This is a genomic window from Ruegeria sp. Ofav3-42, from assembly GCF_022347725.1.
Classification (GTDB): Bacteria; Pseudomonadota; Alphaproteobacteria; order Rhodobacterales; family Rhodobacteraceae; genus Ruegeria.
The window spans coordinates 1-25,953 of sequence record NZ_JAKRGB010000009.1 but is presented as its reverse complement, the minus strand read 5'-3'; the positions used below and the strand labels follow the sequence as shown (position 1 = coordinate 25,953).

At 56.3% G+C, this 25,953-nt stretch carries 18 protein-coding genes; 9 read left to right on the top strand and 9 right to left on the bottom strand.

Annotation, left to right across the window (positions count from 1 at the left end):
* Nucleotides 1-27: 27 nt before the first annotated feature.
* Nucleotides 28-1,272 (bottom strand): DUF3179 domain-containing (seleno)protein, encoded by a 1,245-nt coding sequence (locus MHN28_RS14035; protein ID WP_239342042.1) that lies wholly within the window; start codon nucleotides 1,270-1,272, stop codon nucleotides 28-30.
* 45 nt (nucleotides 1,273-1,317) lie between these two features.
* Nucleotides 1,318-2,985, bottom strand: a complete 1,668-nt coding sequence (locus MHN28_RS14030) for a sulfatase-like hydrolase/transferase (protein ID WP_239342039.1) — start codon at nucleotides 2,983-2,985, stop codon at nucleotides 1,318-1,320.
* A 385-nt stretch (nucleotides 2,986-3,370) separates the two neighbouring features.
* Between MHN28_RS14030 and MHN28_RS14025 the strand changes: the two genes are divergently transcribed.
* A complete protein-coding gene (locus tag MHN28_RS14025; RefSeq protein ID WP_239342005.1) occupies nucleotides 3,371-5,005 on the top strand; it encodes a N,N-dimethylformamidase beta subunit family domain-containing protein in 1,635 nt (544 codons plus the stop codon).
* 25 nt (nucleotides 5,006-5,030) lie between these two features.
* On the opposite strand, the gene MHN28_RS14020 is transcribed toward MHN28_RS14025, so the two are convergent.
* The 3 genes from MHN28_RS14020 to cysK form a co-directional block, all read right to left on the bottom strand.
* Complete coding sequence (locus tag MHN28_RS14020) at nucleotides 5,031-5,990, bottom strand: glutaminase (protein ID WP_239342002.1); 960 nt, start codon at nucleotides 5,988-5,990, stop codon at nucleotides 5,031-5,033.
* Nucleotides 5,968-7,407, bottom strand: a complete 1,440-nt coding sequence (locus MHN28_RS14015; RefSeq protein ID WP_239341999.1) for a sodium:alanine symporter family protein — start codon at nucleotides 7,405-7,407, stop codon at nucleotides 5,968-5,970. The genes MHN28_RS14020 and MHN28_RS14015 overlap by 23 nt, the downstream gene beginning before the upstream one ends.
* Before the next feature lie 337 nt (nucleotides 7,408-7,744).
* Entirely contained in the window at nucleotides 7,745-8,830 is a 1,086-nt protein-coding gene (cysK, locus tag MHN28_RS14010; protein ID WP_239343048.1) for a cysteine synthase A, read from the bottom strand.
* A gap of 286 nt (nucleotides 8,831-9,116) precedes the next feature.
* Between cysK and MHN28_RS14005 the strand changes: the two genes are divergently transcribed.
* The 3 genes from MHN28_RS14005 (at nucleotide 9,117) to bfr (ending at nucleotide 12,269) form a co-directional block, all read left to right on the top strand.
* Entirely contained in the window at nucleotides 9,117-10,517 is a 1,401-nt protein-coding gene (locus MHN28_RS14005; protein WP_239341996.1) for a DUF4856 domain-containing protein, read from the top strand.
* A 149-nt stretch (nucleotides 10,518-10,666) separates the two neighbouring features.
* Entirely contained in the window at nucleotides 10,667-11,575 is a 909-nt protein-coding gene (locus MHN28_RS14000; protein ID WP_239341993.1) for a sterol desaturase family protein, read from the top strand.
* A 208-nt stretch (nucleotides 11,576-11,783) separates the two neighbouring features.
* Entirely contained in the window at nucleotides 11,784-12,269 is a 486-nt protein-coding gene (gene bfr / locus MHN28_RS13995) for a bacterioferritin (protein ID WP_239341945.1), read from the top strand.
* Nucleotides 12,270-12,371: 102 nt separating this feature from the next.
* Here bfr and MHN28_RS13990 read toward each other — a convergent pair whose 3' ends face one another.
* The 3 genes from MHN28_RS13990 to MHN28_RS13980 all read right to left on the bottom strand — a co-directional run bounded on the left by MHN28_RS13990 (nucleotide 12,372) and on the right by MHN28_RS13980 (nucleotide 16,586).
* The gene (locus MHN28_RS13990) at nucleotides 12,372-13,988 is read right to left on the bottom strand and encodes a GMC family oxidoreductase (protein ID WP_239341942.1); all 1,617 of its coding nucleotides are present in this window, start codon (nucleotides 13,986-13,988) and stop codon (nucleotides 12,372-12,374) included.
* 2 nt (nucleotides 13,989-13,990) lie between these two features.
* The gene (gene betC / locus MHN28_RS13985; protein WP_239341939.1) at nucleotides 13,991-15,526 is read right to left on the bottom strand and encodes a choline-sulfatase; all 1,536 of its coding nucleotides are present in this window, start codon (nucleotides 15,524-15,526) and stop codon (nucleotides 13,991-13,993) included.
* A gap of 76 nt (nucleotides 15,527-15,602) precedes the next feature.
* The gene (locus tag MHN28_RS13980) at nucleotides 15,603-16,586 is read right to left on the bottom strand and encodes a tripartite tricarboxylate transporter substrate binding protein (RefSeq protein WP_239341936.1); all 984 of its coding nucleotides are present in this window, start codon (nucleotides 16,584-16,586) and stop codon (nucleotides 15,603-15,605) included.
* A 93-nt stretch (nucleotides 16,587-16,679) separates the two neighbouring features.
* Between MHN28_RS13980 and MHN28_RS13975 the strand changes: the two genes are divergently transcribed.
* The 5 genes from MHN28_RS13975 (at nucleotide 16,680) to MHN28_RS13955 (ending at nucleotide 23,720) form a co-directional block, all read left to right on the top strand.
* Complete coding sequence (locus tag MHN28_RS13975; protein WP_239341901.1) at nucleotides 16,680-17,879, top strand: ROK family transcriptional regulator; 1,200 nt, start codon at nucleotides 16,680-16,682, stop codon at nucleotides 17,877-17,879.
* Nucleotides 17,880-17,881: 2 nt separating this feature from the next.
* On the top strand, nucleotides 17,882-18,397 hold the full coding sequence (locus MHN28_RS13970) for a tripartite tricarboxylate transporter TctB family protein (protein WP_239341898.1): 516 nt from the start codon (nucleotides 17,882-17,884) through the stop codon (nucleotides 18,395-18,397).
* Between the two features lie 13 nt (nucleotides 18,398-18,410).
* Nucleotides 18,411-19,919 carry a tripartite tricarboxylate transporter permease gene (locus tag MHN28_RS13965; protein ID WP_239341895.1) on the top strand — a complete coding sequence of 503 codons (1,509 nt, stop codon included), beginning with the start codon at nucleotides 18,411-18,413 and terminating at the stop codon, nucleotides 19,917-19,919.
* Nucleotides 19,920-19,950: 31 nt separating this feature from the next.
* Entirely contained in the window at nucleotides 19,951-21,753 is a 1,803-nt protein-coding gene (locus MHN28_RS13960; RefSeq protein ID WP_239341876.1) for a metallophosphoesterase, read from the top strand.
* Between the two features lie 116 nt (nucleotides 21,754-21,869).
* The gene (locus MHN28_RS13955; protein ID WP_239343041.1) at nucleotides 21,870-23,720 is read left to right on the top strand and encodes an SLC13 family permease; all 1,851 of its coding nucleotides are present in this window, start codon (nucleotides 21,870-21,872) and stop codon (nucleotides 23,718-23,720) included.
* Nucleotides 23,721-24,581: 861 nt separating this feature from the next.
* On the opposite strand, the gene MHN28_RS13950 is transcribed toward MHN28_RS13955, so the two are convergent.
* The gene (locus MHN28_RS13950; RefSeq protein WP_239341840.1) at nucleotides 24,582-25,508 is read right to left on the bottom strand and encodes an alpha/beta hydrolase; all 927 of its coding nucleotides are present in this window, start codon (nucleotides 25,506-25,508) and stop codon (nucleotides 24,582-24,584) included.
* Nucleotides 25,509-25,953: the final 445 nt, after the last annotated feature.

Sequence of the window (25,953 nt, the reverse complement as noted above, 5' to 3'; positions counted from 1 at the left end):
AACGGCGGTTCGATCCGACCACCTTTGCTATTCTGCGGCTTCACCAGCCTGAACTGTGCGCTGTCCCACGCGGTTGATATCCGTTTCCGGAAAGAACTCGGACCAGACGTGCCAGAAGACACCGGCGCGCAGGGTTTCGACCCTTTGCAGCTTACCCCGATCCGACATTCCCCAGAAGTCGCATCGGGTGACTGGCTGGCCGCTGTCATTGTACCAGACACCAAGACTTTCATATTTCGGGTCCAGGCTGACAACGACGTCCCGTCCGCCGACATTGGCGTTTACAATCCAGTTATTCTCGACCACGAAGTCATCAGTCCAGCACGTGGCGTCGTTGCCGATCGTGATCCCCCAGACATAGGTCTTGTTCGGTAGCCGATTGTCCGAACGGTCCATATTGTCCATGACGGGCGCATCTTCCTGATGCTGGCGCGCGATCCCCCAGCCAAACGTTATCTCCGTCACCATGTCCAGCAGGCGCAGGAAAGGATTGGTCGAAGGTTTGTTCAGATACACCTCGCCGTCGGGATAGGCCTTTTGAAACCCGCGGAACGTCATCCGGTATGTCGGCCACGGCTGCATCCGCGCTTCAGGGCGCAGCGGGCAGGCGGGGCCGTTCGCGTCGGGGTCCCGATCCGCCTCGCGAAATCCGTAGATCTGCTGGATTGGCTCGCCGGTTTCATTGTCCCTCAGGATCAGGTTGTTGCCATGCTGTGCCAGCACATCCAGATCAAGTCGGTGACCTTCAATGCGGGGCGCATAGCCCTGTCCCAGATTTGCCATTGCACAAAAAGTCATGACGATGTCGTCCCCACCCAGGCCGTCGGCGTTGCCAGCCAGATGGGGGCGCATGATTTGCGCATCCGGATGCGCGCGGGCGTGGCCGTTGTTCTCAATCACAATGACAGGCGCGGTCGGGCCGATGTATCTTTGCGCCTCGGAAATGGGAAAGAACGCGGCGTCGTTGAGTTGGTTTCTCAGCCCCAGGTGGACCCAGACGTATGGAAATCCGTAAAGAAATAACGCGAGTAAGGCTGCGATGAGCCACAGCCAGAACGGACCGCCACCCAGAATGAAATGGGCAAGCGTCGCGACTGCGAAACCGCCCAGTCCGACGGCGATCAGGCGGTATTCGTGCCGGATAAACCGCACCATGTTTTCGCGCTTAACCTTCAGAAGCATCTGCGAAATGTCGCCAAGATCGCGGAAGTAAACGAAGCCGATGCCAAGCGAAACAACCAAGCCGAGTGCGAAAATTAGGGTTCCTGCCATATTGATCACCTGATGTTGGGCTTCGGGCAGCGCGCCCGAAGTTGCCTATTGTTGGGGCGAGGCACGTTTTGTCAAAAACGCGTCGACGGCGAGTTGGGTTTCGGGTCGGATATTCTCGATCCCTTCGTAGGGCACGCCATAGGCGGGTGCGGTGTCGGGGAATTTCTCTTTGCGGGCCATGTGTCGGCCCAGAATTCGTGCGAATTCCTGCCCGCCCCAGGCGCCAACCTCTGTCGAGACCGAGTATTCTTCGCGTGTGTCCCGATAGAGATCAAAGAACTTTGCAAGAATGGCGCTTTCCCCCGGTCCCGGCAGTTTCAGCTTTAGCTGGTCTTTCACGACCGCCTCGGGCTTGTTCACCGAATAGACGATGACGTGATCGCGACGGGCCTTGGATTCGTCAGCAAACAATAGGGCGGCAGACTGGTCCACCCCATCCACCAGCCTGTCCCGCGGAATGTACTGGTCGGCCCCGGCAAAGCGCGATAGTGTCGTGTAGAGGTCCGAGACATGGATGATGCTGTTGAGCAATCCGTCTGCCTCGATCATCCCGGGCCAGCGGATGAAGGCATCGACACGGATTCCGCCCTCGGTCGTGTCACCTTTGCCGCCAGCATAGATCAACGGGGTGAATCCGGATTGCGGCGCGTATTTGGTGAAATGGCCATTGTCGCCCATGACCACAACCACAGTGTTTTCCGTCAGGCCCAGCTCTTCCAGCCGCGCGAACAAGTCGCCCAGCCACTGATCTAGCAACTGCATTTTGTCCACATACAGGCCGCCATTCACGCTCTCTGGTCCCGACCGCCCGGCGCGGGTGTTGTCCAGTGGGATCATCGGCCAGTATTGCAGGAAAAACGGGTTTTCACCGCTTGCAAGACGGTCCAGTTCTTCCAGCGTCTTGTCCTGAAACGCCTGGTTCATCTCGTCGTATTTCGCAGCGTTCCAGCGCTCACCGGTTTCCATGCGGATTTCGCGGATTGGACCGCCGGTTTCCCCCTCGATGACTGTCATCATCGCGGCAGCGTCCGGTCGGAACCAACCGTCCAGCGTGTATTTGTCGTCATAGTCCTGGATCGCGACCGAGACCTGCTCTTTGATCGCGTCGTCGTTGAAGATGGTCAACTGACCCTGCTGGTGGATGGCGTGCTGAGCATAATCAAATCCCTGATTCATCGCCCAGCTTTCCGCAATATCCCCCATGTGCCATTTGCCGACATGACTGGTGGCGTAGCCTGCCTGTTTCAATACCTCGGCCAGCGTCACCTCATCGGCGGGCAAACCAAAGCCCGCGATATCCACAGTCGTATCACCCATGCCCATTCGCACAGGCAAACGCCCGGTCATTTGCGCCACGCGGGTCGGCGTACACGAAGGCTCGGTGTACATCCGCACCATCCGCAGTGCCTGATCTGAGAATTCGTTGATGTTCGGAGTCTCATATCCCCGAACGGCGTTAAGCTCGGGAATTCCCATGTCGCCAAAGCCCATATCATCTATCAAGACACTGATGATGTTCGGGGGATTTCCTCCGTTGCTTTCCCGAAACGCATCCAGCGCGTCATCGACGGCGGCATCATCCTGCCCCCATTGTTCGCCGTGCTGCGCTTGCAGGATGTAAAACTCCGCATCGTGTTGAATTGGGTTCTCCTGCGCGTGCACCGATGAAACGGCAAAGCTCATCGACACAACCATCAAAAAAGGCAACTTCATTTCAATCTCCCCAAAGCATTCCGAGACCGAAGTCTCAGAACTCCATCACATTGAAACATTACTATGTTTGTTTGGAAATTTCTACGCGCCTGCGCCGTGCTGCTCCGGTTAAGTCAAGAACTTGCCCCGAGAAATACGTGAGCGCCCACAGCGGATTTGCGACATGTTGCGGTCGTTTCAGTCAATCGCCGACCGCAAATTCGATTCAGTATGGGCCTAAATGCCGAGGATAAATGAGATCGGCTTAAGCAAGACTGCGACAAATGTCATACCGGACAGTGAATCCCGGCCCGGCATGTGTGTCGGCGTTGAAGACTAGGGCTGCGGCTGGGTCTGACTGCGAGAGCCGATCTGAAAAGTACCAATCGGAATGGAGGCCAAATACATGACGCGTTCTGAAACCAAAGACCCAGCCACCACGCCACGGACCCGAGCAAAAGCGCGGCATATTCTGGACAATTACTTCATTGGCCCCTCCCGTGACGATGGGGTGTTGGAGATTTGGGGGTACACCGACCGCATGACCTATGCGCCGGGCGATCAGGTGGAGTTGCGGGTTTCGACGACGGCTGAAAGCTGGAATCTTGAAATTGGCCGGGACGGGTTGCGGTATGAACCGGTTCTGCACGAAGCCGGGTTGGAAGGGATGCACCAACCGACACCCGAGGATTGCTCGGTCTTCGGATGCGGCTGGGATGCCACCTATGCGTTAACCATCCCCGAAGACTGGCAGGAGGGGGGGTATCTGGTCACCCTCAGCGCTGAACGAGGCGGCGACCGGGTGGAAGAACATCATCTGTTTCTATTGCGCCGCTCAGCGGACAAGCCGCCTGCGCCCTACGTTTTGATCTGCGCCACGGGCACCTGGCTGGCCTATAACTGTTGGGGCGGGTCTAATCACTATGAAGGGATCACCGGCCCGGACAGAAATGCGTTCTCGCCCGTCGTATCCACCCAGCGGCCTTGGACGCGAGGGTTCTGCAAATTGCCCGAAGGCGCACCGCGCGCAGTCCCGGAAATGCCGTACGTGCCGGGAAACATGGTGCGTTACCCGTATATGGAATGGGCTTATGCCTATGGCTATTCCAAGAAATACGCCTCGTCAGGATGGGCCAGTTATGAGCGCCATTTTGCGCGCTGGGCTGAGGCACAGGGGTTCGAGTTCGACTTTGCTACTCAGCACGATCTGGAAGCCGATCCAGACCTTTTGGCGCGCTACAAATGTGCGGTATTCGTTGGGCACGATGAATACTGGAGCGCAAACATGCGCCATGCCGTCGATCGCTATGTCACCCACGGCGGAAGGGTGGCCCGGTTCGGCGGTAATTTCCTGTGGCAAACACGCATCGAAGACGAAGGTCGAACGCAGGTTTGCTACAAGTATGCGGCCGATGCCGATCCCCTTGCGGGTACAGATCAACAGCATCTGGTGACCGCCGCGTGGGAGGTTGCTCCGGTCAATTGGCCGGGTACGGCGACATTTGGGGTCAACGGGTTGAAAGGCGTGTACGCCGGCCTCGGTCGCTGCGTGGGGCAGGGCAGCGGTGGATTTACTGTTTATCGACCTAACCATTGGGCTTTGGAAGGCACGCAACTGGGGTACGGTGATCAGTTGGGAGCGGCTTCGCGGATTTTCGGCTATGAGGTCGACGGGCTGGACTACCGTATGGAAGATGGTCTGCCTTTTCCAACCGGTACGGACGGAGCCGACCCGACGATCCAGATATTGGCGATGGGGCTGGCAACCAATGCCGAGCCGACGCATGGTGTCTGGGGCGAGACGGCCTATATCGGCGACGCGGATGCAGCGTTCAAAGCCCAGAGCATGTTTGGGGAGGTCACCGAGGAGACACTGGATCGAAGCACACGTGGGAACGGTGCAATCGTGTATTGGCAGCGTGGGCAAGGAGAAGTTTTTACCGCTGGTACGTGCGAGTGGGTCATGGGGTTGACCCGTTCCGATCCGCAAGTGGAACGGATTACCAGCAACGTGCTGCGCAGGTTTGGCGCCGTGGGTTGAGGATTTCTTTCAGCACAACTGAGCCTTAGCCGTTCGGTCCGAAAACCGACCATCCGGTTGCGCGTACCAACTCCTGAAATGCGATCGTTGCCAGATGAGAGTTGCCTTTTGGGTCCAGGCCGGGGCTCCAGGCGGTCACTGAGGCGATGCCGGGCACAATGCACAGGATGCCGCCGCCGACACCGCTTTTAGCCGGAAGTCCAACGCGGAACGCAAACTCACCCGACGCATCGTACGAACCGCACATCATCATCAAGGCCGTGACCCTTCGGGCGCGCTGGGCCGACAGCACGGTCGAACCGTCCACCGGATTTTGGCCCGCGGCGGCAAGGTAACGGCCGGCTACGGCCAATTGATGACAGGACATGGCGATACTGCATTGGCGAAAATAGAGCGACAGGACCTCTTCCACCGGTGCCCTGAGGTTTCCTTCGGCTTCCATAAAATGCGCAAGCGCCCGGTTTCTGGAGCCTGTCCGCATCTCAGAATCGGCGACGGCATCGTCCACCTGGATGGAACTGTCTTCCGCGAGGTCCCGGCAGAGCGCCAATACATCCTCGACGGCTTCGTTGGCCGTTTTACCTTCCAGCAGAACGTCGGCCACAACGATTGCGCCGGGGTTTATAAACGGGTTTCTCGGTATCCCCCGCTCGTGCTCAAGTTGGACGATCGAATTGAACGGATCGCCCGAGGGTTCACGACCCACTCTTTGCCATAACGTCGCGCCAACTCGTTTGAGAGCGACGGTAAGCGAGAATACTTTAGATATGCTTTGAATGGAAAAAAGCGTGTCTGCATTCCCGGCCGATACGGGGTTGCCGTCTACAGGTGCAACCGCGATACCGAATTGGTTCAGATCAACGGTAGCAAGTTCCGGAATATACTGCGCGACCTTCCCCCGGTCTGACATCCCGGCGACGCGGTCGGCGATGTCATCCAGAATCAACTGAAGCTCTCCGCTTTCAATCACGCTGGGGTTCGGCATTTTCTTCCTCCGACCAGACGGCATGATCCACACCTTTACCGAACTCCGGGAACTTGCTTGCTATAAAGCGGGGCTCGAGGTTTTGCCGTCGTTGAGAAAAGTAATCCGCAGTCAATTTGTACACAGTGCCGGATAGCAGCAGGATTGCGACCAAATTGATAGTGGCCATTATTCCCATGGCCGCGTCTGCAAAATTGAACACCGTGCTGACCGCCTGCATAGCGCCCCAGACGACCATGGAAAGGCAAGCCAGGCGCAAAATGTAGATGGGCACTTTGCCTTCCAGCTTCAGAAACGTCATTGCGTTCTCGGCGTATGAGTAATTGCCCAATATTGACGTGAAGCCGAAAAAGACGATTGCGACTGCGATAAAGTGGCGGCCAATCTCACCAAGGTGAACCGCCGCCGCATCCTGTGTCAGGCGCATTCCGGTTGGACCATCCAACTCGACCGCACCGGAAAGAAGGATCAGCAATGCGGTCGCCGTGGCGACCAAAATTGTGTCCACGAAGCAGCCGAACGCCTGAACGAAGCCTTGGCTCGAAGGGTGGTGCGGATCGGGCGTGGCCACAGCAGCAATGTTCGGGGCCGAACCCATTCCCGCCTCGTTTGAAAACAACCCGCGTTTTATGCCATTCAGCGCCGCTGCCATTACCCCTCCGGTCACGCCGCCTGCAGCTTCTTGAAGGCCGAACGCCCCGGCGACGATGGACCATAACATGGCCGGCACCTGAGGCAGGTTGAGAACGACAACAACGCAGGCCAATAGTAAGTACAACCCAGCCATCAGCGGCACGACGATTTCGGCGAATCTGGCAATGGTTCGGATGCCGCCAAAGATGACCACCGCCGCTGCGGCAGCCAGTGCCAGACCTGCAATCAACTTGTTTAGCCCAAACGCGCCTTCGAACGCTTCTGCAATCGAATTGGACTGCACCGCAACGAATACCAGGCCGAAACTGATGATGAGGCAGATCGAGAAGATCACACCGGCCCAGGGTGCGTTCAGCGCGTTGGCCATGTAGAAAGCCGGGCCCCCTCGGAAACGACCATTTGAGGACGTGACTTTATAAAGTTGCGCCAGCGTACTTTCGGAATAGGCGGTGGCCATGCCGACCAAAGCCACGATCCACATCCAGAAGATTGCACCGGGACCACCCAGAGTTAAAGCCACTGCGACACCCGCCAGGTTCCCGGTGCCAACGCGCGAGGCCAGACTGACCGTCAGCGCCTGAAAGGGCGAAATACCACGTTTGTCTGTGGACTTGGCCGAAGTCAGAACGCGGATCATTTCGCCAAAGTGCAGGAATTGGAGTGCGCCGAGACGAATGGTGAAAAATATTCCCGTTCCCAATAACCCGTAAATCAGGACGTAGTTCCAAAGGATCGAATTAATGCCGTTAACAAGTGCTTCCATTGTTCGCCTCCTGAGAAATCAGACAGTTCGCGACAGCAACTGAAATACGTTGCACATTTTTTCATCATGCACGGAAGGCGGGTAATCGAGTCAAGCTTCAAGCCTAAAATTGTGCGAATAAAACTGACATATGCGATTGATTTACCGTCAGGAATTCGCCCGGCTGACTATTGGAAACCGAACTCCAGTCCAAAAAAACCAGATAATTCCTTTTATCAATTTGAAGTCAAAGAAAGAGGCGAAAGGGGGCCGAAAGTCCCCCCGATTTTGTCCAAAGAAGTATCATTGAAACGATTAGAAGTGCCGCCAAAATCGGCGGCACTCCACTTTGCCTCATTTACTCTGCGGCCATCTGCGCCGAAGGTGTGGACATCGAAATCGCGCGCTCTTCTTCCGTCATGTCCTCTTCAATTCCATCGAAGAGTGGCGTCGAAAGGTAACGCTCACCTGTATCAGGCAACATCACCAGCAGGACAGCACCCTGCGGCGCCTGTTCGGCCATTTTCATCGCCACAGCAAAGGTAGAGCCGCCAGAAATTCCTGTGAAAATACCTTCTTCAGAGGCGAGGCGGCGGGACCATTCAATTCCGTCGCTTCCCGGGACAGGGATCATTTCGTCATAGTATTGATTGTCGATCGCTTCTTGCAGAACCCACGGAATAAAGTCCGGAGTCCAGCCCTGGATCGGATGGGGCTCGAAATTCGGGTGACTTTCGGTCGGTTGGTTGTTTTCGTTGCGTGTGTTTACGTAGCCGGACGATACGATGGCGGCGTTGGAAGGTTCTGTCAGAATGATCTTTGTGTCGGGGCGTTCTTTGCGAAGAACGCGCGCCACGCCCGAGACCGTTCCCCCGGTTCCATAACCAGTGACCCAATAGTCCAGCCGCTCATTTTCGAAATCCCCAAGGATTTCGCGCGCGGTTGTAGTCTCATGAATATCTGCGTTGGCGGCCGTCTCGAACTGGCTGGCCAGAAACCAGCCATTCTGTTCGGCCAATTCCTTGGCTTTGGTGTACATGCCAAAGCCCTTTTGCGCTCGCGGCGTCAGTACAACCTTTGCGCCAAGAAACCGCATCAACCTGCGCCGCTCAACCGAGAAACTGTCGGCCATCGTAACCACAAGGGGATATCCTTTGGCGGCGCATACCATCGCAAGGCCGATCCCGGTATTGCCGGACGTGGCTTCCACAACGGTTTGGCCGGGATTCAACCGCCCGTCGCGCTCAGCCGCCTCGATAATGTTGAGCGCCAACCGGTCCTTGACCGAGCCTGCAGGGTTGAAAGCTTCGAATTTCACATAGACCTTCACATGCGCCGGAGCGATCCTGTTGATGCGGATGCAGGGCGTATCGCCTATAGTGTCGAGAACACTGTCATAGAGGCGTTGGCGCCCCTCGGTCTGCCGAATTCCCATGGCGATAATCCTCTCTTTGCTGACAAAGCCTGATGCAGTTTAGATCACGTTGGTGACTGTTTGGCGATCTATGTTTTCGAAAGCGCCCATCCCCTGCGAAGTTGGCGTGTGTTTGCGTGCGCTTCCGTCGGTGAGGTTTCAGGTTGAAATTTGAATGGGAGATAAGGGGCTGCGGTGCAGTAAAATTATGCGTTTGGCCGTAATAGCGCTTGACAGCGACGTTAATTAGTCGACTAAAAGGATCAGGTTATTAAGCCCGATAAATTTTGTCGGTTATAAGCACAAGGGACACTCCATGCAAAAGCCCAATCTCAAACTCACCACGGCGCTTGTCGCTGCAACATTGTTCAGCGGGGCGGCGCTCGCGGATCAGGCATATGGCCCGTTTCCGGTCACCGTGAAAGGGTATGAAGGCGACAAGACCAACTCTGTTTCCTACTCCGGTCAGATTGCGCGTCACGTCCTGCATGACAGCCTCAAAAAGATGGCGGGCAAAGGCGATGGCGGCAACAACGCTGCAGAAGTCGAAGCGCTGATGCTGGCGTATTTCAACGGATCAGAAGAAGATCTGGCGATCATTGCACCGGCGTCGAAAGACGGCTTCCCGGTCAAGCAATCGACCGTTAACGAAATCTCCAAAGGCAAGAACATCTCAGGCAAGTTCTACAACGGTGCGATGCCGGCATGGCCGGGCAACCAATCCGGCGTGGACGTTGCGCTGCAGATGATCAAACTGGCAGCCGCCTCTGAGCAGGGTTATGACCCGGTCAACGGCATGGACTGGGGTCAGTTGATCTCAAAGTTCACCTTGGGCGCGATGGCGTACAACCAGGCGGTCGACAACTATCTCGACGAGAAGCTGGAAGCTGACAACAAGCCCAACAACAAGCCTTACAAAGAAGGCGCGCATTACACAGGTAAGGAACACTCCTGGGATGAGGCGTTCGGCTACTTCGGTGCCGCAGCACATTCCGTGACCCTGTCGCCCGAGCAGAACTATGCCGTGTCCAAGCAAAAAGACCTGGCTGCTGCGGACGCCAATGGCGACGGCGTTATCGACCTGAAGACCGAGTTTGTCTTTGGCCCGGCATACTATGCCGCAGGTGCGGATAAGGGTGGCAACAAGAACACCCAGTACATGGCGACCATTTTCAACGCATTCCGCGATGGTCGTGCCCTGATCGCATCGGCAAATGGCGAAGCCCTGACCGATGAGCAGCGCGCCGAGCTGAAGAACTATGCCGATATCATCGAAACCAACTGGGAAAAGACGCTGGCAGAAGCCACGTTCAAATATGCCGGTTCGGTCTACAAAGATATCGACAAGATCAAATCGGGTGAGGACGCCGACAAGGCGCTGCGTAACTACGTCAAGCACTGGGGCGAGTTGAAAGGCTTCTCGATGGCCTTGCAGTCTGGCAAGAACAACCTGGGTGCAACGGCGATCGACCTGAATTGGCTGATCGGCTTTGGCCCAGCGATGCCCGATGGCAAGATGGTGTCTGACATCGACGCGGACGGCAAATTTGTTCGGGGCCGCGAAATGACACTGGACGACTATCAGGTCAACATGCTGAAGGTTCAGAAACTGTTGATCGACACGTTCGGCATTGAATCGCGCGCCAATGACGCAACCGCTGAACTGGCCGCGTTGGCTGAAAAGCTGGGTGAAAACGCCTCGGCCGAAAACGACTAAGGATTCTTTGATCCTGATCCGGCGGTGCGTTATCAAGTGCCGCCGGACATCAAGCCGAAAGGCGACCTTTGGATATTCTCGAGCATATAGGCTCTGTCCTTGCTGATTTTTCCAACCCCAAGAAGCGCGTCTTTTTGGGGTATTTGTTTTTGACGGTCCTGATTGCGCTGGTCTGGCTTGTGGCAGTGCGCAGGTCCTCGCTTAAGCGGGCTCTGCATCAGATCTTTGACCGCAAGATCCTGTTTTCTGCTTCCGCCAAGGCGGACTACAAGATTTTCCTGATAAATCGCGTGTTCACGCTGTTCATTTCGCCGCTGCTGGTGTCCCAACTGGCGATCGCGACGGCCCTGTTTTATGCGCTTCATAATGTGGATTTCCTGCAAAGAGGCGCGTTTTCCGATGCCCCAACTGGCGTGATTGTCGCACTGTTCACAATCACCATTTTCGTCGTCGATGATTTCACGAAATACCTGTTGCACCGCTGGATGCACCATTGGCCGCTGTTGTGGGCTATCCACAAAACCCATCATTCCGCCGAGACGATGACACCGATCACGGTTTATCGCACGCACCCGTTAGAGGGCATACTCTTCAGCCTGCGCAGCGCCGTGGCACAGGGCACGACGATGGCCGTCTTCCTGTTCCTGTTCGGCAATGCGGTGGACCTCTATACGGTTCTGGGCGTCAACGTCATGTCATTCGTTTTTCACGTGACGGGTTCGAACCTGCGGCATTCTCACATCTCGATCCGCTATTGGGCCTGGTTGGAGCATATCCTCATCTCGCCTGCGCAACATCAGGTGCACCATTCGATCGCACGCGAGCATCACGACAAGAATTTCGGCGTTGCGCTTGCGGTTTGGGACTGGCTGTTCGGCTCGCTGCACTTGTCCGAGCGGGACGCAGATCTGAAGTTCGGTTTACAACCGTCAGAAGCGCACCCATCTCGCCTATTGGACATTTACCTTCGCCCTTTTGCGGACATGGCCCGGATCGTGAAGCGGAGACTGGGGAAACTGCGGATCAACATTATCCGACGGTCTGTCCGTCATCGTTGAGTGGCCTGTCCGCCAGTTTCCAACCGGTCATCCGCGTTGGCCATCGACGGCACGTTTCTAAGTCAAACGAGAATCGTCAGAAAAACAGTCATCTCATTGTTATTCAACATTTATAGATCCCTTTGGGGATTTGTGGAACAAGTGATACCATTGTGTCGCAAGGCACTCTTTTCAAACCAAATTAGCGACCAAGCCAGGGAGATTTCAGATGAAGGGTGACAAGAAGGTAATTGAATATTTGAACAAGGCTCTTCGGCATGAATTGACGGCTGTCAGCCAATATTGGCTGCACTACCGCCTGCAGGACGATTGGGGTCTTGGAAGCATGGCCAAGAAAAGCCGTGAAGAGTCCATTGAAGAGATGGAGCACGCGGACAAACTGATCGAGCGGATCATTTTTTTGGAAGGGCATCCGAACCTGCAAAAACTTGATCCCTTGAAGATCGGTGAAAACCCTCGTGAGACCCTTGAATGCGATCTTGCGGCGGAACGCAGTGCCCGGGCCTTGTACAAAGAGGCAAGGGACGTTTGCAAAGCTGCTGGCGACTACGTCTCAATGGGTTTGTTTGAAAAGCTTATGTCTGACGAAGAAGGGCATATCGACTTTCTTGAGACACAACTGGATCTCTATGATCGTGTCGGGCCTGAACTCTTTGCGCATCTCAATGCGACAAAAATGGAAGACGCTGACTGATTTGCCCGCGGCGATCTTTTTGATCGCCGCCCGGTTAAGGTGATGCAAGCTTCATTGGAGCCATCCGCTGCAGGGATTCAGGGCTTGAACCTTTTTTTCAACCTAAGCCGATCTGCGGCGGTCTTCGAGGATTAGATCGCTGCACTTTTCTCCGATCATGATGGCCGGTGCATTGGTGTTGCCGCTGACGATGTCGGGCATGATCGAGGCGTCCGCGACCCTCAGGCCCTTGATACCGTGAACACACAGGCGCGGATCAACCACCGCGCGGTCGTCAGTTCCCATTTTGCAGGTTGAGGTCGGGTGATAGATCGTCTGCGCCATGTTTCGGGCGGCTTCGAGGTGGTCTTCGTCTGTCTCAACCGTTCCCGATGGGACATATTCGCGCACGATGAAGGGCGAAAGGGCCTTGGTTCTGGTCATGGCGCGGGCAAATTTCACTGCGCGGATGGCGCAAAGCTGATCGCCGGTTGTCGACAGATAGTTCGGCACAATCTTTGGGTACACATGCGCATCGGGCGACGAGATATGGATGTGGCCGCGACTCTCTGGACGTAACTGGCAAACGGAAGAGGTAAAGCCCGAGAACGGATGCATCTCGATCCCCGGTTTTTCAGCGGATAGCGGTTGAAAGTGGAACTGGATGTCGGGGGTTTCCAGCCCTTCCATCGACTTGGCGAAGATGGCCACCTGAGAGGCGCCAAGGCTCATCGGGCCAGTGCGGCGCAGGGCGTATTCAATGCCGATCCCGGCGCGGTGAAAGATGTTGTTGATGGCGTCGTTCAGAGTCGGAACGTTGACCTCGTAAACAAGGCGGATTTGCAGGTGGTCCTGAAGATGTTCGCCCACGCCCGGCAACGCGTGGCGCAGTTCGACCCCTGCGGCGCGCAGAATGTCCGGATTGCCGATACCCGACACCTCCAGCAGTTGCGGTGAACCAATGGCACCGGCGGACAGGATCACCTCGCCGCCCGGGTTCAGCGTGGCTTTTTGCGGCGTGCCCTTGCGATCATAGGCAACCCCCGTCACCTGTTTCGGCGCATCGGAGGCGAACACAAGCCCGGTCGTGTGCGCATGTGTGATGATGTCCAGGTTCTGACGCTTGCCCTTGATCGGCGTCAGAAACGCCTTGGCCGAGGAACACCGGAATCCCTTGCGCGCGGTTTGATGGAAATAGCCTGCGCCCTCTTGTTTCTCGCCATTGTAGTCCTCGGTTCTTGGTACCCCCATTTCGACAGCCGCGCCAATGAAAGCCTCAGAGATCGGAGACTTGGCGCGGATCAGGGAAACAGCCAATTCGCCCTCTTTGCCGTGCAGATCGGGGTTTGCGTCCTCGTGACATTCCGACCGTTTGAACAGCGGCAGCACATCGTCCCATGACCAGCCGGTGTTTCCCAGTTGCGCCCAGCGGTCATAGTCTTCTTTCTGGCCTCGGACATAGAGCAAACCGTTGATTGAGGACGATCCGCCAAGGGTCTTGCCGCGCGGCCAATCCAGTGCGCGACCGTTCAGGCCAGGGTCAGGCTCGGCCTTATAGCACCAGTCGGTGTTGGGGTTGTGCAGGGTTTTGAAATAGCCGACCGGAATGTGTATCCAGGGGTTCGTGTCCTTGCCGCCAGCTTCCAGCAGCAGAACCCGGATTTTCGGGTCGGCGGACAAGCGGTTGGCGATGACGCAGCCAGCAGAGCCTGCACCTACGACAATGTAATCATACGACATTTTTACACCAGATCAGGTTTGGCCGGAGCGACGTAGGGAAGACGCGCGCGCGCTTTGGTGTCCGCTGCGCCTGCGTTGCGGATGTACCGTTCATCGTCATCCTTGCGGACGGTGTAGACGTACGTTGGATCGCCTTCGGTCACATTGTGAATGGCAAGGCGTCGAATCTGGCTGGCGCGGATCGTTTCGTACAGCTCGTCGGGGTTCCAGCCCTCGAACAGAATCGCCTCAAGTTCGGCGCGGACATCAGCGCAATCGGGATCGCCTGCGCGATTGTTCACCTCGTTGGGGTCATCGTCGATGTTGTAGAGCAGGGTATCGACACCTTCGAGCCACATCAGCTTCCACGGGCCTTTCCTGACCATCCGGCTCGGACCGGTGGAGCCGTCCGCGGCAAACTCCGAGATCACCACGTCCGACAGGCCGGCAGTGTTGCCGTTCAGCGCGGGGACCAGAGATTGTCCGTCGATGGGTGCTGCATACTCCGCGAATGGACCTCCAGCGGCGAGGTCCGTGAGTGTGGGCAGAAGATCAATGAGTGAGATGTTCTCCTTCACCCGTGCCGGTTTGAAACGATCCGGCGCGTAGACGATGAAGGGCACGCTGGAGGCCCATTCGAAGAAGTGTTGTTTGAACCACATGCCACGTTCGCCCATCATCTCGCCGTGGTCGGCGGTCACGATGACGATGGTGTTGTCGATCTGGCCGGTCTTTTCCAGAACGTCCACAAGGTGCCCGACCTTCTCGTCGATATAGGAGATCATTCCATAATAGCCGTGGCGGGCTTTGCGGCGGTCTTCGGGCGTGACGGTAAATTCGTGCCGCGACTGGCAATAGTGCAGGTTGCGGCTGAGATGATCCATCTCGTTCAGGTCCAGAGGTGGGACCGCCGGGTACTCAATTTCGTCGTGGTCGTAGAGGTCCCAGTACTCTTGGCCGATCACGAAGGGGGAGTGTGGTGAGGTAAAAGAAACCGTCAGCATAAAGGGGCGGTCATCGCCCTTTCGCGCCAGATCATACAGGGCCTGAACGCCGTGGTACTCGACCTCGTCATCATAATCCATTTGCATGGTGCGGATCGCCGGACCGCTTTCCAGGATCGGAGCCATGGTCAGATTGGTCGGCTTGTACTCGCGCCCTTTGGACCAATCCACGGTCCAGGCAAAGTTGGCCGGGTAAATTTCGGTCGTGTGGCGCTTGTCGTAGCCGTGCAACTGGTCCGGGCCAACAAAGTGCATTTTTCCGGACATCTCGACCCGGTAGTCCATGCTGCGCAGATAGTGCGCGAACGTCGGGATATCGGCGTGGAACTCGCTGGCGTTATCGTACATGCCAATCGAGAAGGGCAGCTTGCCTGCATGCATCGACGCGCGCGACGGGCCGCACATGGGCAGGTTGCAGTAGCAGTTTTCAAATACCACTCCATTTTCCGCAAGCTTGTCAATGTTGGGCGCCTTAACGGTCTTGTTGCCATAAGCCTTCAGCGCATTTGCTGCGAGCTGGTCGGCCTGAATGAATAGGATGTTTGGACGTGCCATTGCTGCTTCTCTGCTACTGGAAAAAAATGACCCGGGCGGTGTGGGAGGAGAGGGGCCGCCCGGGTCGCCGAAGTGTTTACTGGATAATCATGTCCAGTTTTTCGGCGGTGTCGCTGAACGTGTTCACCTGACCTTCGACGAAGGATTTGGTGTCTTCCGGAGAAAGGACAGCTGGTACGGATCCCAGTTTTTCGGTCGTTTCGACCCAGCTTTCGTCAGCTGAAATCGCGCCCAGTACCTCGACCCATTTGGCCACGACATCTTCTGGCAGATCCTTGGGACCCCAAACACCAGTCCAGCCGATAACATTTTCAAGGTTAGGGTGCCCAGCTTCCTGCGCGGTAGGAGTGTCCGGAATCGCGGGGAACCGTTCAGGTGTTGTGGTGAGCAGTGGGCGAATCTGATCGGATTCGATGGCACCGGACAGGCCCGAGAGGTTGTGGAAGATCAGGTCTGCATGCCCGCCGACAACCGCCGCCGTTGCCTTGCCGCCCCCTTTGAAGGGCACGTGGATCAGCGCCTCGGAATCGACACCCAGATCGTCCAGCATGATGAGCATGGCCATATGCAGGAGCGTGCCGACGCCGGCGGACGCATAGGAAAGGCGCTCGCCATTTGCGATTGCCTCCTTCAGCTCATCGAAGCTTTGGTAAGGCGAATCAGCGCTTACACCCAGAACAAACGGGTTTTTCTCGATCACTCCGAGGAATGTGAAATCGTCCCATTTGTAGGGGATTGTGCGGTTGATCGCCGGAACAGTGGCCTGAGAGCCAACGCGGGCCATCAGAAGAGTGTAGCCATCCGGGCGCGATTTGGCGACCTGAGTCGAGCCAACGACCCCGCCAGCGCCGGTCTTGTTTACCACCAGAATGTTCTCGCCCAAGTATTCGGGCGCCTCTGTGCTCAGCGTACGTGCGGCCAGATCTGCTGCGCCGCCGGGGCCATATGGCACCACCAAAGTCACTGGTTTGCTTGGATAATCCTGCGCTGATGCTCCCATCGGGATTGCGAGCAAAGCAAGGCTGCTTAGCGCGGCGGTTACTGTGTTTCTGAGTTTCATTTGTTGCGTCTCCCTGAATTGGACAGGTTTCACTATAATAAAATACTTGCTGTAAGTAAATAATTAAGTAAAGATACATTCAGGAGGCCCAAAATGACAGGTTGGTCACAAGAAGAGATCGGATTAGGCAACCGCCAAAGAGTGCTCAGTGAGATACTTGGCGCAGGTACCATTTCGAGAACACAGATCGCTGAGCGACTGAATCTCAATGCGGCAAGCGTCTCTAGGATTACGCGCGATTTGATTGATGCGCGTCTGGTTCAGGAAGCAGACGCCTCTAAGCCTGAAGCCCGCAGAGGGCCGCGATCAAAGAAGCTAATGGTGGAAAATTCCGGCGGCTTTGTCATCGGCATAGGAATCAATGCCTTTCAGCAAATGGTGACTCTCGCTGACCTTTCGAACAATCGCATCGCATCTTGGGATGCGGGTCAGGTTGATCCGGCAGATGCTCAGGAATTTCTTAAGGTTTGCTGCCGACACGCTGAGGAATTGATCGGCGAGCATGTGTTGGATCGAAGTAGATTGTTTGGGGTAGGCGTTACAATTGCGGGCGATCTCGACAAAGCCCGTGGAACAGTTGTCTCGGCACCGACACTCGGTTGGCTTGAAGAGGTCAACGTTTGCGAGATCGTCGGGCGGGAACTAAACGTCCCCGTCGTTTTGGAGACTCCGAGTGCAGCGATCTGTCATTCAGAAGTGGCCTTTGGGGTCGCGCGGGACATCGAGAACGTTGTCACAATCTATTGCTCGCTTGGTTTCGGCGTTGGCTTTCAGCTAAACGGATCTGAATATAGCGGGGTAAGTCGGACTGGCGGCCTCCTGACAGAAGCGCGGGTCACAGATGGCGTCGCCTCGAACGTTCCGGTTTCGCTATCCGATCTTTGTGGTGGTACTGCACTGCTGCGCCAAATTCTAAGTCCAAGCGATTTTGTTTCACTGTCCGATCGGGAAAGGGCGCGGAAGATCTGGGAGATCGTTTCGTTAGCCGACAAGGGTGACGAAAAGTGCAAGGCGGTGCTGGAGGAATTCGGTGCCAGAGCCGCAAGCTGCTTTTCCTTAACGCTGACGGTACTGCAGCCAGAAATGGTGTTGCTGGCCGGCCCTTTGGCGCAGTCGCCGTACTATTTCGACGCGTTTTGCAGTCAGATCGACATTTTGAAGGCCGATTTGCAGCAATCGGTCAAAATCCAGCGCAGCGAGATGACGCAAATGGGCGCAGCCCGCCTGCTTTCGCTGAGTGAGAACATCGCAAACGCAAAACTGGACTTGAACGCACTAAAGGGAGGAAAATAGTTGTGGAACCCACAAAACGTAGAGACTTATTAGCGGGGGCGATGTTCCTGATCCTAGGGATCTTAACGCTTGCTGTGTTGATACCCGCGGGTGTCGATTCACCGGGCAATGTGGAGATTTCGGCGTTATCGCCCGAATTCTGGCCGAGCGTTATTGCACTTGCGGTTATGTTCGTTGCGGTCTGCCTGTTGGCAGAATCATACTTTCTCAAAGTACCCGAGCTTGATGCCGAAGAGGACGCCGAAGAAGACGCGATGTACAAGCTTGAAACGCTTCCCGGCACCTTGCGCACTGTCGTCCTGATCTTCGCATTGTTCCTGTTTTACTTTGCGTTGACGAGCTTGGGCGTGGTTGCCAGTTCTATCGTTCTGATGCTCTCCATGATGCTCTTTTTTGGCGAGCGGAAATGGTATTTCATCGTTCCGATCAGCCTGCTTCTGCCCATCCTTCTGTATCTGTTTTTTCTGCACGTCGCTGGCGTGCCGATGCCGTTGGGCATCTTTGAAACGCTGCTCTGAGGAGTGACCTGAGATGTTAGAAAACCTATCCATCGCTTTCGAGCTATTTTTTAGTCTCGAAAACATTCTCGTTATCGGGATCGGCGTTTTGATCGGAACGATCATCGGCGCGATTCCAGGAATGACCACGCCAATGGGCGTGGCTCTGGCATTGCCATTCACGTTTACGATGCAGCCTGTAACCGGCATCCTGCTGTTGCTTGGTGTGTACAAGGGCGGCCTGTATGGAGGGTCCCTGACAGCGATCCTGATCAAAACACCCGGAACCCCAGCCGCATCCTGCACCATTCTGGATGGGTACCCACTGGCGCAGAAGGGGCAGGCGCGAAAGGCGTTGGATATCGCGCTTTACGCATCCTGTGTGGCCGATCTGATCTCGAATATCGCGCTGATCATGTTCGCCGGGTTCCTGGCTACCTTTGCGCTGCGGTTTGGTCCGCCCGAGTTCTTCACGTTGATTGTCTTCTCGCTGACAATTATCGCAGGTGTCGCCGGCCCAAGCCTGACCAAAGGTATTCTGTCAGCTTGCCTGGGTCTGTTGCTGGCCACGGTGGGGCTTGATCTGATCTACGGCACCAACCGGTTCATCTTTGGCAACTTCGAACTGATGTCCGGACTGAACTTTATTCCGGTACTCATCGGCCTGTTTGCGATCCCCGAAATCCTCGACCGCGCAACCCGTCGTCCGCGCCCGCCCGGATCGCAGCGGCAGGAGCTGGGTGGCGGTGCAAGCTTTGCTGAATTCCGCAAGACGCTGAAATCCGTGGTTCGCGGCAGCTTTATCGGCGTTATCCTCGGCGCAATCCCAGGTATCGGCGGCGCACCAGCAGCGTTCCTGAGCTATAGTGAAGCGCGCAGAAACTCGAAGCACCCCGAAAACTTCGGTAAGGGTGAGCCGGAAGGCGTTGCTGCTGCCGAGGCGGGCAACAACGGCGTTGCCGGTGCAACCATGATCCCGCTGCTGGCTCTGGGCGTTCCCGGAGACGTTATCACGGCAGTGATCCTGGGTGCGTTCATGATCCACGGGCTGCGTCCGGGTCCGATCCTGTTCGCGGAAAACCTGCCGATGATCTACGCGCTGTTCATGGGTATTCTGCTCAGCTCGGCCTATCTTTTCGTGGTCGGCAAGGTCGCGATCAAAACGTTCAGCCGCGTTGCGCTAATCCCGAACCGTATCCTTTACCCGATTGTCTTTACCCTGTGTGTCTATGGCGCCTATGCGGTGAACAACAACCTGTTCGACATTCTGGTGATGCTGTGCATGGGGCTGGTTGGTTTCACGATGTTGCGTCTGGAAGTGCCGGTCGCGCCGTTCCTGATCGCCTTCGTGTTGGGACCACTGTTAGAAGACAACTTCCGACAGTCCCTGCTGTTGTCCGACGGCAACCTGTCGATCTTCGTCAGAAACGCGATCTGCTGGCTCTTCTGGTTGCTTACTGCCCTGTCGATCTTCGTGCTGATCCGGTCCCGCATTCGTGCATCGCGTACGGGCGAGGCTTCGGTTCTGACGACTGGCGGCTGACCTGATTAACCCTAAAACTAAGGAAAACAAGATGGTTAACGTAGACAACGCTGGGTTGGGACGGTTCAACTACAGCTTTGCTGTGATCTCGGACACGCATGTCAATCCGGATGAAGACAGCTGTAACTCACCCTTCCCGGTAAATGCCCGCGCGAACAGAAGGTTCCGGTATGTCGTCGCAGACATCAATCGCAGAGAGGTGGACTTCGTTGTCCACCTCGGCGACCTGCTGCATCCCGTTCCTGAAACCGGCGCGCTTTATGCGCAGGCGGCCAATGCTTACCGCGAAATCGTTTCGGACTTGTCCGTGCCGATCCATGTTCTGCCAGGCAACCACGATATCGGAGACACGCCGATCAGTGGTGGCCCGGCCAGCCCGACCACGCCCGAGATGATCGAAGCCTGGGAAGGGGAGTTTGGCGCTCATTACCACAGTCTCGAAAAGGGTGGCGTACGCTTCATTCTGCTGAACGCGCAATTGATCAATTCCGGACTTCAGGCCGAAGCGGATCAGCAACGCTGGGTCGAGGCTGAACTGGCTGATGCCCAAGGACAACGCGTCATGCTGATGCTGCATCATCCGGCCTATCTGTGTTACCCCGATGAGCTGGATCATTATGACAACACCGATCAGCCGGGCAGGGGATGGCTGTTGGGATTGCTCGAAAAGCATGGGATTGAGGCCATGTTCTCGGGTCATGCCCATAATTTCTGGTATGACCGCTATGGGGAGACGGATTTCTACCTTGCTCCGGCCACCAGCTTTGTCCGGCAGGATTATTCGGAAATGCTGCGCGCGATCCCACCCGAAGGCAGCGAATTTGGCCGCAATGACGCCGCCAAGCTGGGTTACTTCGTGGTCAACGTTTACGAAAACGGCCACGTCACCAAATTTGTGCGCACGAACGGGGCCGAGTTGGCGCCGGGTGAAAAACCGGCCCGCGAGATGCTGGAACTGGCACCTGAACCGCGAGAGAACACCAATCCGCTGATCGGGTTTGACCTGCGCCAGAATTGGGCCGAAATCTCGGAAGTTCCGCCCAGCGGCGGTCTGGACGAGTTTGACCGAAAACCCGTGCGCAACGATTATCACCTTCTGGCGCTGCAAGAGATGGGCGTGCGCGACATTCGCATCCCGCTCCATGATTTGCTGGATCCCGCGCGGCGCGCCCGACTGGCCGTTCTCAAACATCTGGGGTTTCGGACTACGCTGTTCGGTTGGAGCGTCAATGAAACGGTGCTGGACATGATTGCGGCCGAAGCAGGCAATCTGGCGGACTGGGAAATCTCGCTGAATTGGCGCGATGTTGAGGCCTCAGCTGATCTGTTGACCAGGGCGCATCAGGCTACCGGTCTGCCGATCTACGTCTCCCGGATGCGCACGAAGGACGACATCAAGGCCGAGGGCACCTATTTCCACGTCATCAACCACGGGTTCAACACGACGGATTCCGACCAACTTGCCGCGCTGGCGGCGATGCCGAAATCCTGCGGAATCGTCGGCGCGGTTTTCCGGGTGGGAAACACCGACCCAGTGGCTGATCGGCTGATCGCAATGGACAATGCGGCTGCGGTCCACGGCCTGAAAGCATCGGCGCATCTGCGGGTCGCCGGAGACAATCCCGCCGTCCCGCATACCGACGACGATGCGTCCATCGCACGGGTGCTTGAGGCGATGGATGCCCGGCCAAGGCTCAGAAACACGCGCGTATACTGCGATACTCTGGTCGATGTGGATCGGGGGTATTTCGTGCGCAACGGAGCCATTGACCGCTGCAACAACCCGCGGCCGCTGCTGGAGGCTGTCCGCGCGCGGCACGCTCGGAAAATCTGAACTCCCCAAGACTTGACCCTCACCAGAACATTCGGTGGGGGTTCCTTTTTTGCGGGGCATCGATGGCCTGATCGCACGGGCGGACCAAAACTCAAACCCAAGGTAGAAAGAACATGATGGAAGCATTCGGGCTTACGACAGAAATGGTCGTAGTATTGATCCTGTTGGGCGTTACGGTGTTTCTTTTTGTCTCGGAAATCGTCCGGGTCGATGTGGCGGCCATACTGATCATGGTCACGTTAGGCGTTCTGTCCGCCGTGCCCGGCTTACAGGGCCTGGCCGACCCCCGGCATCTGTTTGACGGTTTCGCCAGCAACGCGGTGATTTCCATCATCGCCGTCATGATCATCGGGGCCGGGCTGGATCGGACCGGGGTCCTGTCGCACGTGGCCCGCTGGATCATGCGGGTGGGCGGGGCGACCGAGACCCGGATCATGTTGCTGATTTCTTCGATCGTGGGCGTCATCTCATCCTTCATGCAGAACGTCGGCGCCGCTGCATTGTTTCTGCCTGTCGTATCACGGATTTCCGTGCGGACAGGTTTGCCGATGTCGCGCCTGCTGATGCCGATGGGGTTCTGCGCCATTCTGGGCGGGACGATGACGATGGTTGGCTCGTCACCCCTGATCCTGCTCAACGATCTGATCTTGACAATCAACGGCACGTTGCCTGCCGAGCAACAGATGGAGACATTCGGCCTGTTCGATGTCACGCCTGTCGGCGCAGCTTTGGTCGTGACGGGGCTTGTGTATTTTACCGTGCTGGGCCGTTTTCTTTTGCCTGCCAGACAGGATGCGGGTGGGGCAGAGGGCCTCAGCGTGGAAGAATACATCAATGCAACGTACGGGATCGTCGGAACAATCCACGAAGTACCACTGCCGGAAAACCATGACCTTGGTGGGCAGACGGTCGATGAAATCCAACGCAGCAACCACCTGCAGATCATTGCCGTTCAACAGGGCGGAACCGTCATCATGGCACCGCCACGTGACATGGTAATCGAAGCCCCCGGAGCGTTTGCAATCATCGCAGACGCCGCAACGCTGAAGCAATTTACCACAAAGTATGGGCTTGCCGCACTTGACGGGCTGGACCGGTTTTCGGACGCGCTGGAACCGGGCAAGGCGGGGATTGCCGAGGTTGTGATCCCTCCGGGGTCGGGCATGATCGGTGAAACGGGCCGGTCTAGCTGGTTGCGTAAAGTCTATGGCCTGGCTCCGCTGGCGATTTACCGGGGTGGTGAGACGCTTTCCAGCGATCAGGAAGACATCGGTGAAATCCCCTATCTGGCGGGCGACACACTGGTCTGCCACACGCCGTGGGACGCGCTGGTCCGACTGGAGAAGAACCGCGATTTTGTCGTCGTGACCTCGGACTTCCCCCACGAAGAACTGGTTCCTCAGAAGGTGGGTTGGGCTTTGTTTTTCTTTGCCATCGCGCTTGGTCTGGTCCTGTTTTCAGATCTGCGACTGTCGATCTGCCTGCTCGTCGGGGCCACGGGAATGATCGTCAGCCGCGTTCTGACAATAGACGATGCCTATAGCGCAGTCAGTTGGAGCACGGTGTTCCTGTTGGCCAGCCTCATCCCGCTTGGGGTGGCCGTACAATCGACCGGCACGGCCGAGTGGATTGCACAGCAAGTTCTGAAACTGCTGGGGGACGCCCCGATCTGGGTGTCGCAGGCGGCGATCGCGGGCCTGGCAACAGTGTTTACACTGCTGATGTCCAACGTAGGCGCGACTGTGCTTTTGGTTCCCCTCGCGGTGAACATCGCGATTGGACTGGGGGCTGATCCCGCGTTGTTCGCAATTACTGTGGCGCTGGCGACATCGAACTCGTTTCTGATCCCGACGCATCAGGTGAATGCGCTGATCATGGGGCCTGGCGGATATTCGGTCACGGACTTTTCCAAGGTCGGCGGTGTGATGACGCTGTTGTTCCTGATTGTGCTTGTCATCGCCGTTTGAACAGCGGCGGTCCAAGTCGGTTTGGTCATCTCCACAGGACTGGAGCCAAAATGCTCGGGGTGAGTGGAATTTCATTGGCAAGAACTGGGTTTGGGTTCATTCTGCCCTCATAACAAAGTGCGGCTTTAGTAAACCGCGTCGCCATTGCTAAAGGTACTTACACCCCGGCATTCACTCCCTCTCTGCCGCGCTTTGAAGCTTCCAAATATTGTCCGGCGAACTGAGAAGACTTCATCTCTCTCATGCCCGGGCCGACTTGAGAAACGTTCATGGCCTCGATTTCCCGGTTGCGTTGCCTTGCTTCAGCCAGTGATTTGAAAGTTTCTTCCTTATAGTCTTCACTCCAATCACAGTACCAACACAGTTTGTACCGTCTGGAACTGGGCGCAGGATTCATCGACGTACGCGCAGAGTTCAGATTTGAGAATACCGCGGCGTTGCAGGCCTTTCTGGCCCAGGCCAGGACAGATGCGACTCAGATAGGCGAAAGCTACAAAGTATTTGCGGACAGGGTAAAAGGAATGCCCGGCGCCGGTGGCCTGAACATCGGAAAAGGTCTGGGGACGGACCGAAAACAATGCAATGAACTGCGCTGACCTACCTGACCGGTTGTTGTCGCCGTGCAGCTTTCGCAACCCCGCCCTCCATCGGTCTTGCCGAATTGTGTTCTGAATCCCTTGTGAAGACGATGCCCAGCAACGGGAATCTGAAAACCCAAGCGCATACCACAGAGATCGCCTGATCCCTCGGAGGATCGCAAAAAGAACCGCTAAGCAAAGAGAGGACAAGTGGACACCCGAAAGAGTCTCGGTCGACCTGTTAGTTTATGTGCATTTTGCACTTCCTCCAATTTGATCGCGGTCAGGTCAGCAATGCCAGATCTTTAGTAGTAGTTTTCTTCCGGGTTGGCATGGTCTTTGCATCCTTGCCGGCAATCGTCAGTTCAAGGTCTTTGAAAAATCCGGCATTGTCGAACCACCAGCGATGTGAATAAACTCGGGTCCGTTTGGGTTTTGGCACATGGCGCTTGTATTGTAGATTGCAGTATATGTCCCAATGAGCTTTTTCTGTGAGGTCGGGCATTCCGACGTGCCCGGCGCGTGCCCGGCCACCATGAATTAGCCCGCCGGCCAGCGCCAGAACCTTGTCCCGCCCGCTGTAGTAATTTGTGAAACGCTGGCTGCGTTTTTTTAGAACCAGACCACCCCACGCGCCCTTCTCAAGCCAGGTCGAATCCACATCAGCCGAGGCGAACATGACCTGATCCGCGCCCCAGTTTCCGTCGCCAGGCCCTGCGGAATCTCCGAAATCGGAAAAGGCGCGCAGCACAACAAAGGCGCCCATGGAATGCGCCAAAATGTGAACCTTTGGACGTGACGGCATGGCCAGAAGTGGCATCATACCATCCCCGACCAGATGTGGTGCCACTGTTTTGGCGTCTGAACGATCCCTGTCATATGCATGCACGGATCCCTCGCTTGGCCAATCATAGGCAATCACTGCCCCTGTATAACCATTTGACCTGACGCCTGCCTCGATCTTTGCCAATCGGTCCAGCATGTCTTTTTGGGACGTGTTAAACCCGTGAACGTAAATCAGAACCTCTTTGTCGCCACCTTGCTGACGCACGAGGTCAAGCCATTTTGCTTTTTTGACAATGCTCCCCTTTCGGATGCGCCCGTCTGAGCTGGTTTTGGTGATATTGACGTACCGCGTTTTTGCTGCCGGTTTTAAAGTGAATTTCTTCTTTGAGGCGTTATAGGTGCGGCGGGAAAAAAACAGGGCCATCCGGCAAACTCCTTTTGGCTAAATCCAAAAAGTCTGCCACAAAACTCTACTTTTAGCAAAGGTGTCAGGTTCACTTGTGGCAACCGAATACCCGTACACTTCACGCAAAGAGCAACACCATTGGCGTTGCCGCCAGTTCAATCCGGACATTAGCTCAGCTGTAGCAAATTCATCCTTTGTTGCGCACAGTGTGATGTTGTCCGGACATGGGATTTTCGGTCACCGCGTACGGGAGGAATGACGGGCCGTATCTCAGTATAGAAGAATTCTGGGGGCGCCGCTTTGGGCTGATTGTGTTGAAAAACTCGGGTTTTGGGGCAAATCGGAGAATTTTCTCGCCGCATGGGCCGATTGGTTGGTTTTGGCGAGGGGGTCGGCCAAAACCAACATACGGCGCTGCTGAGCACCCTCATCATCTCTGGGCGATTATCCAAACTGACTTTCG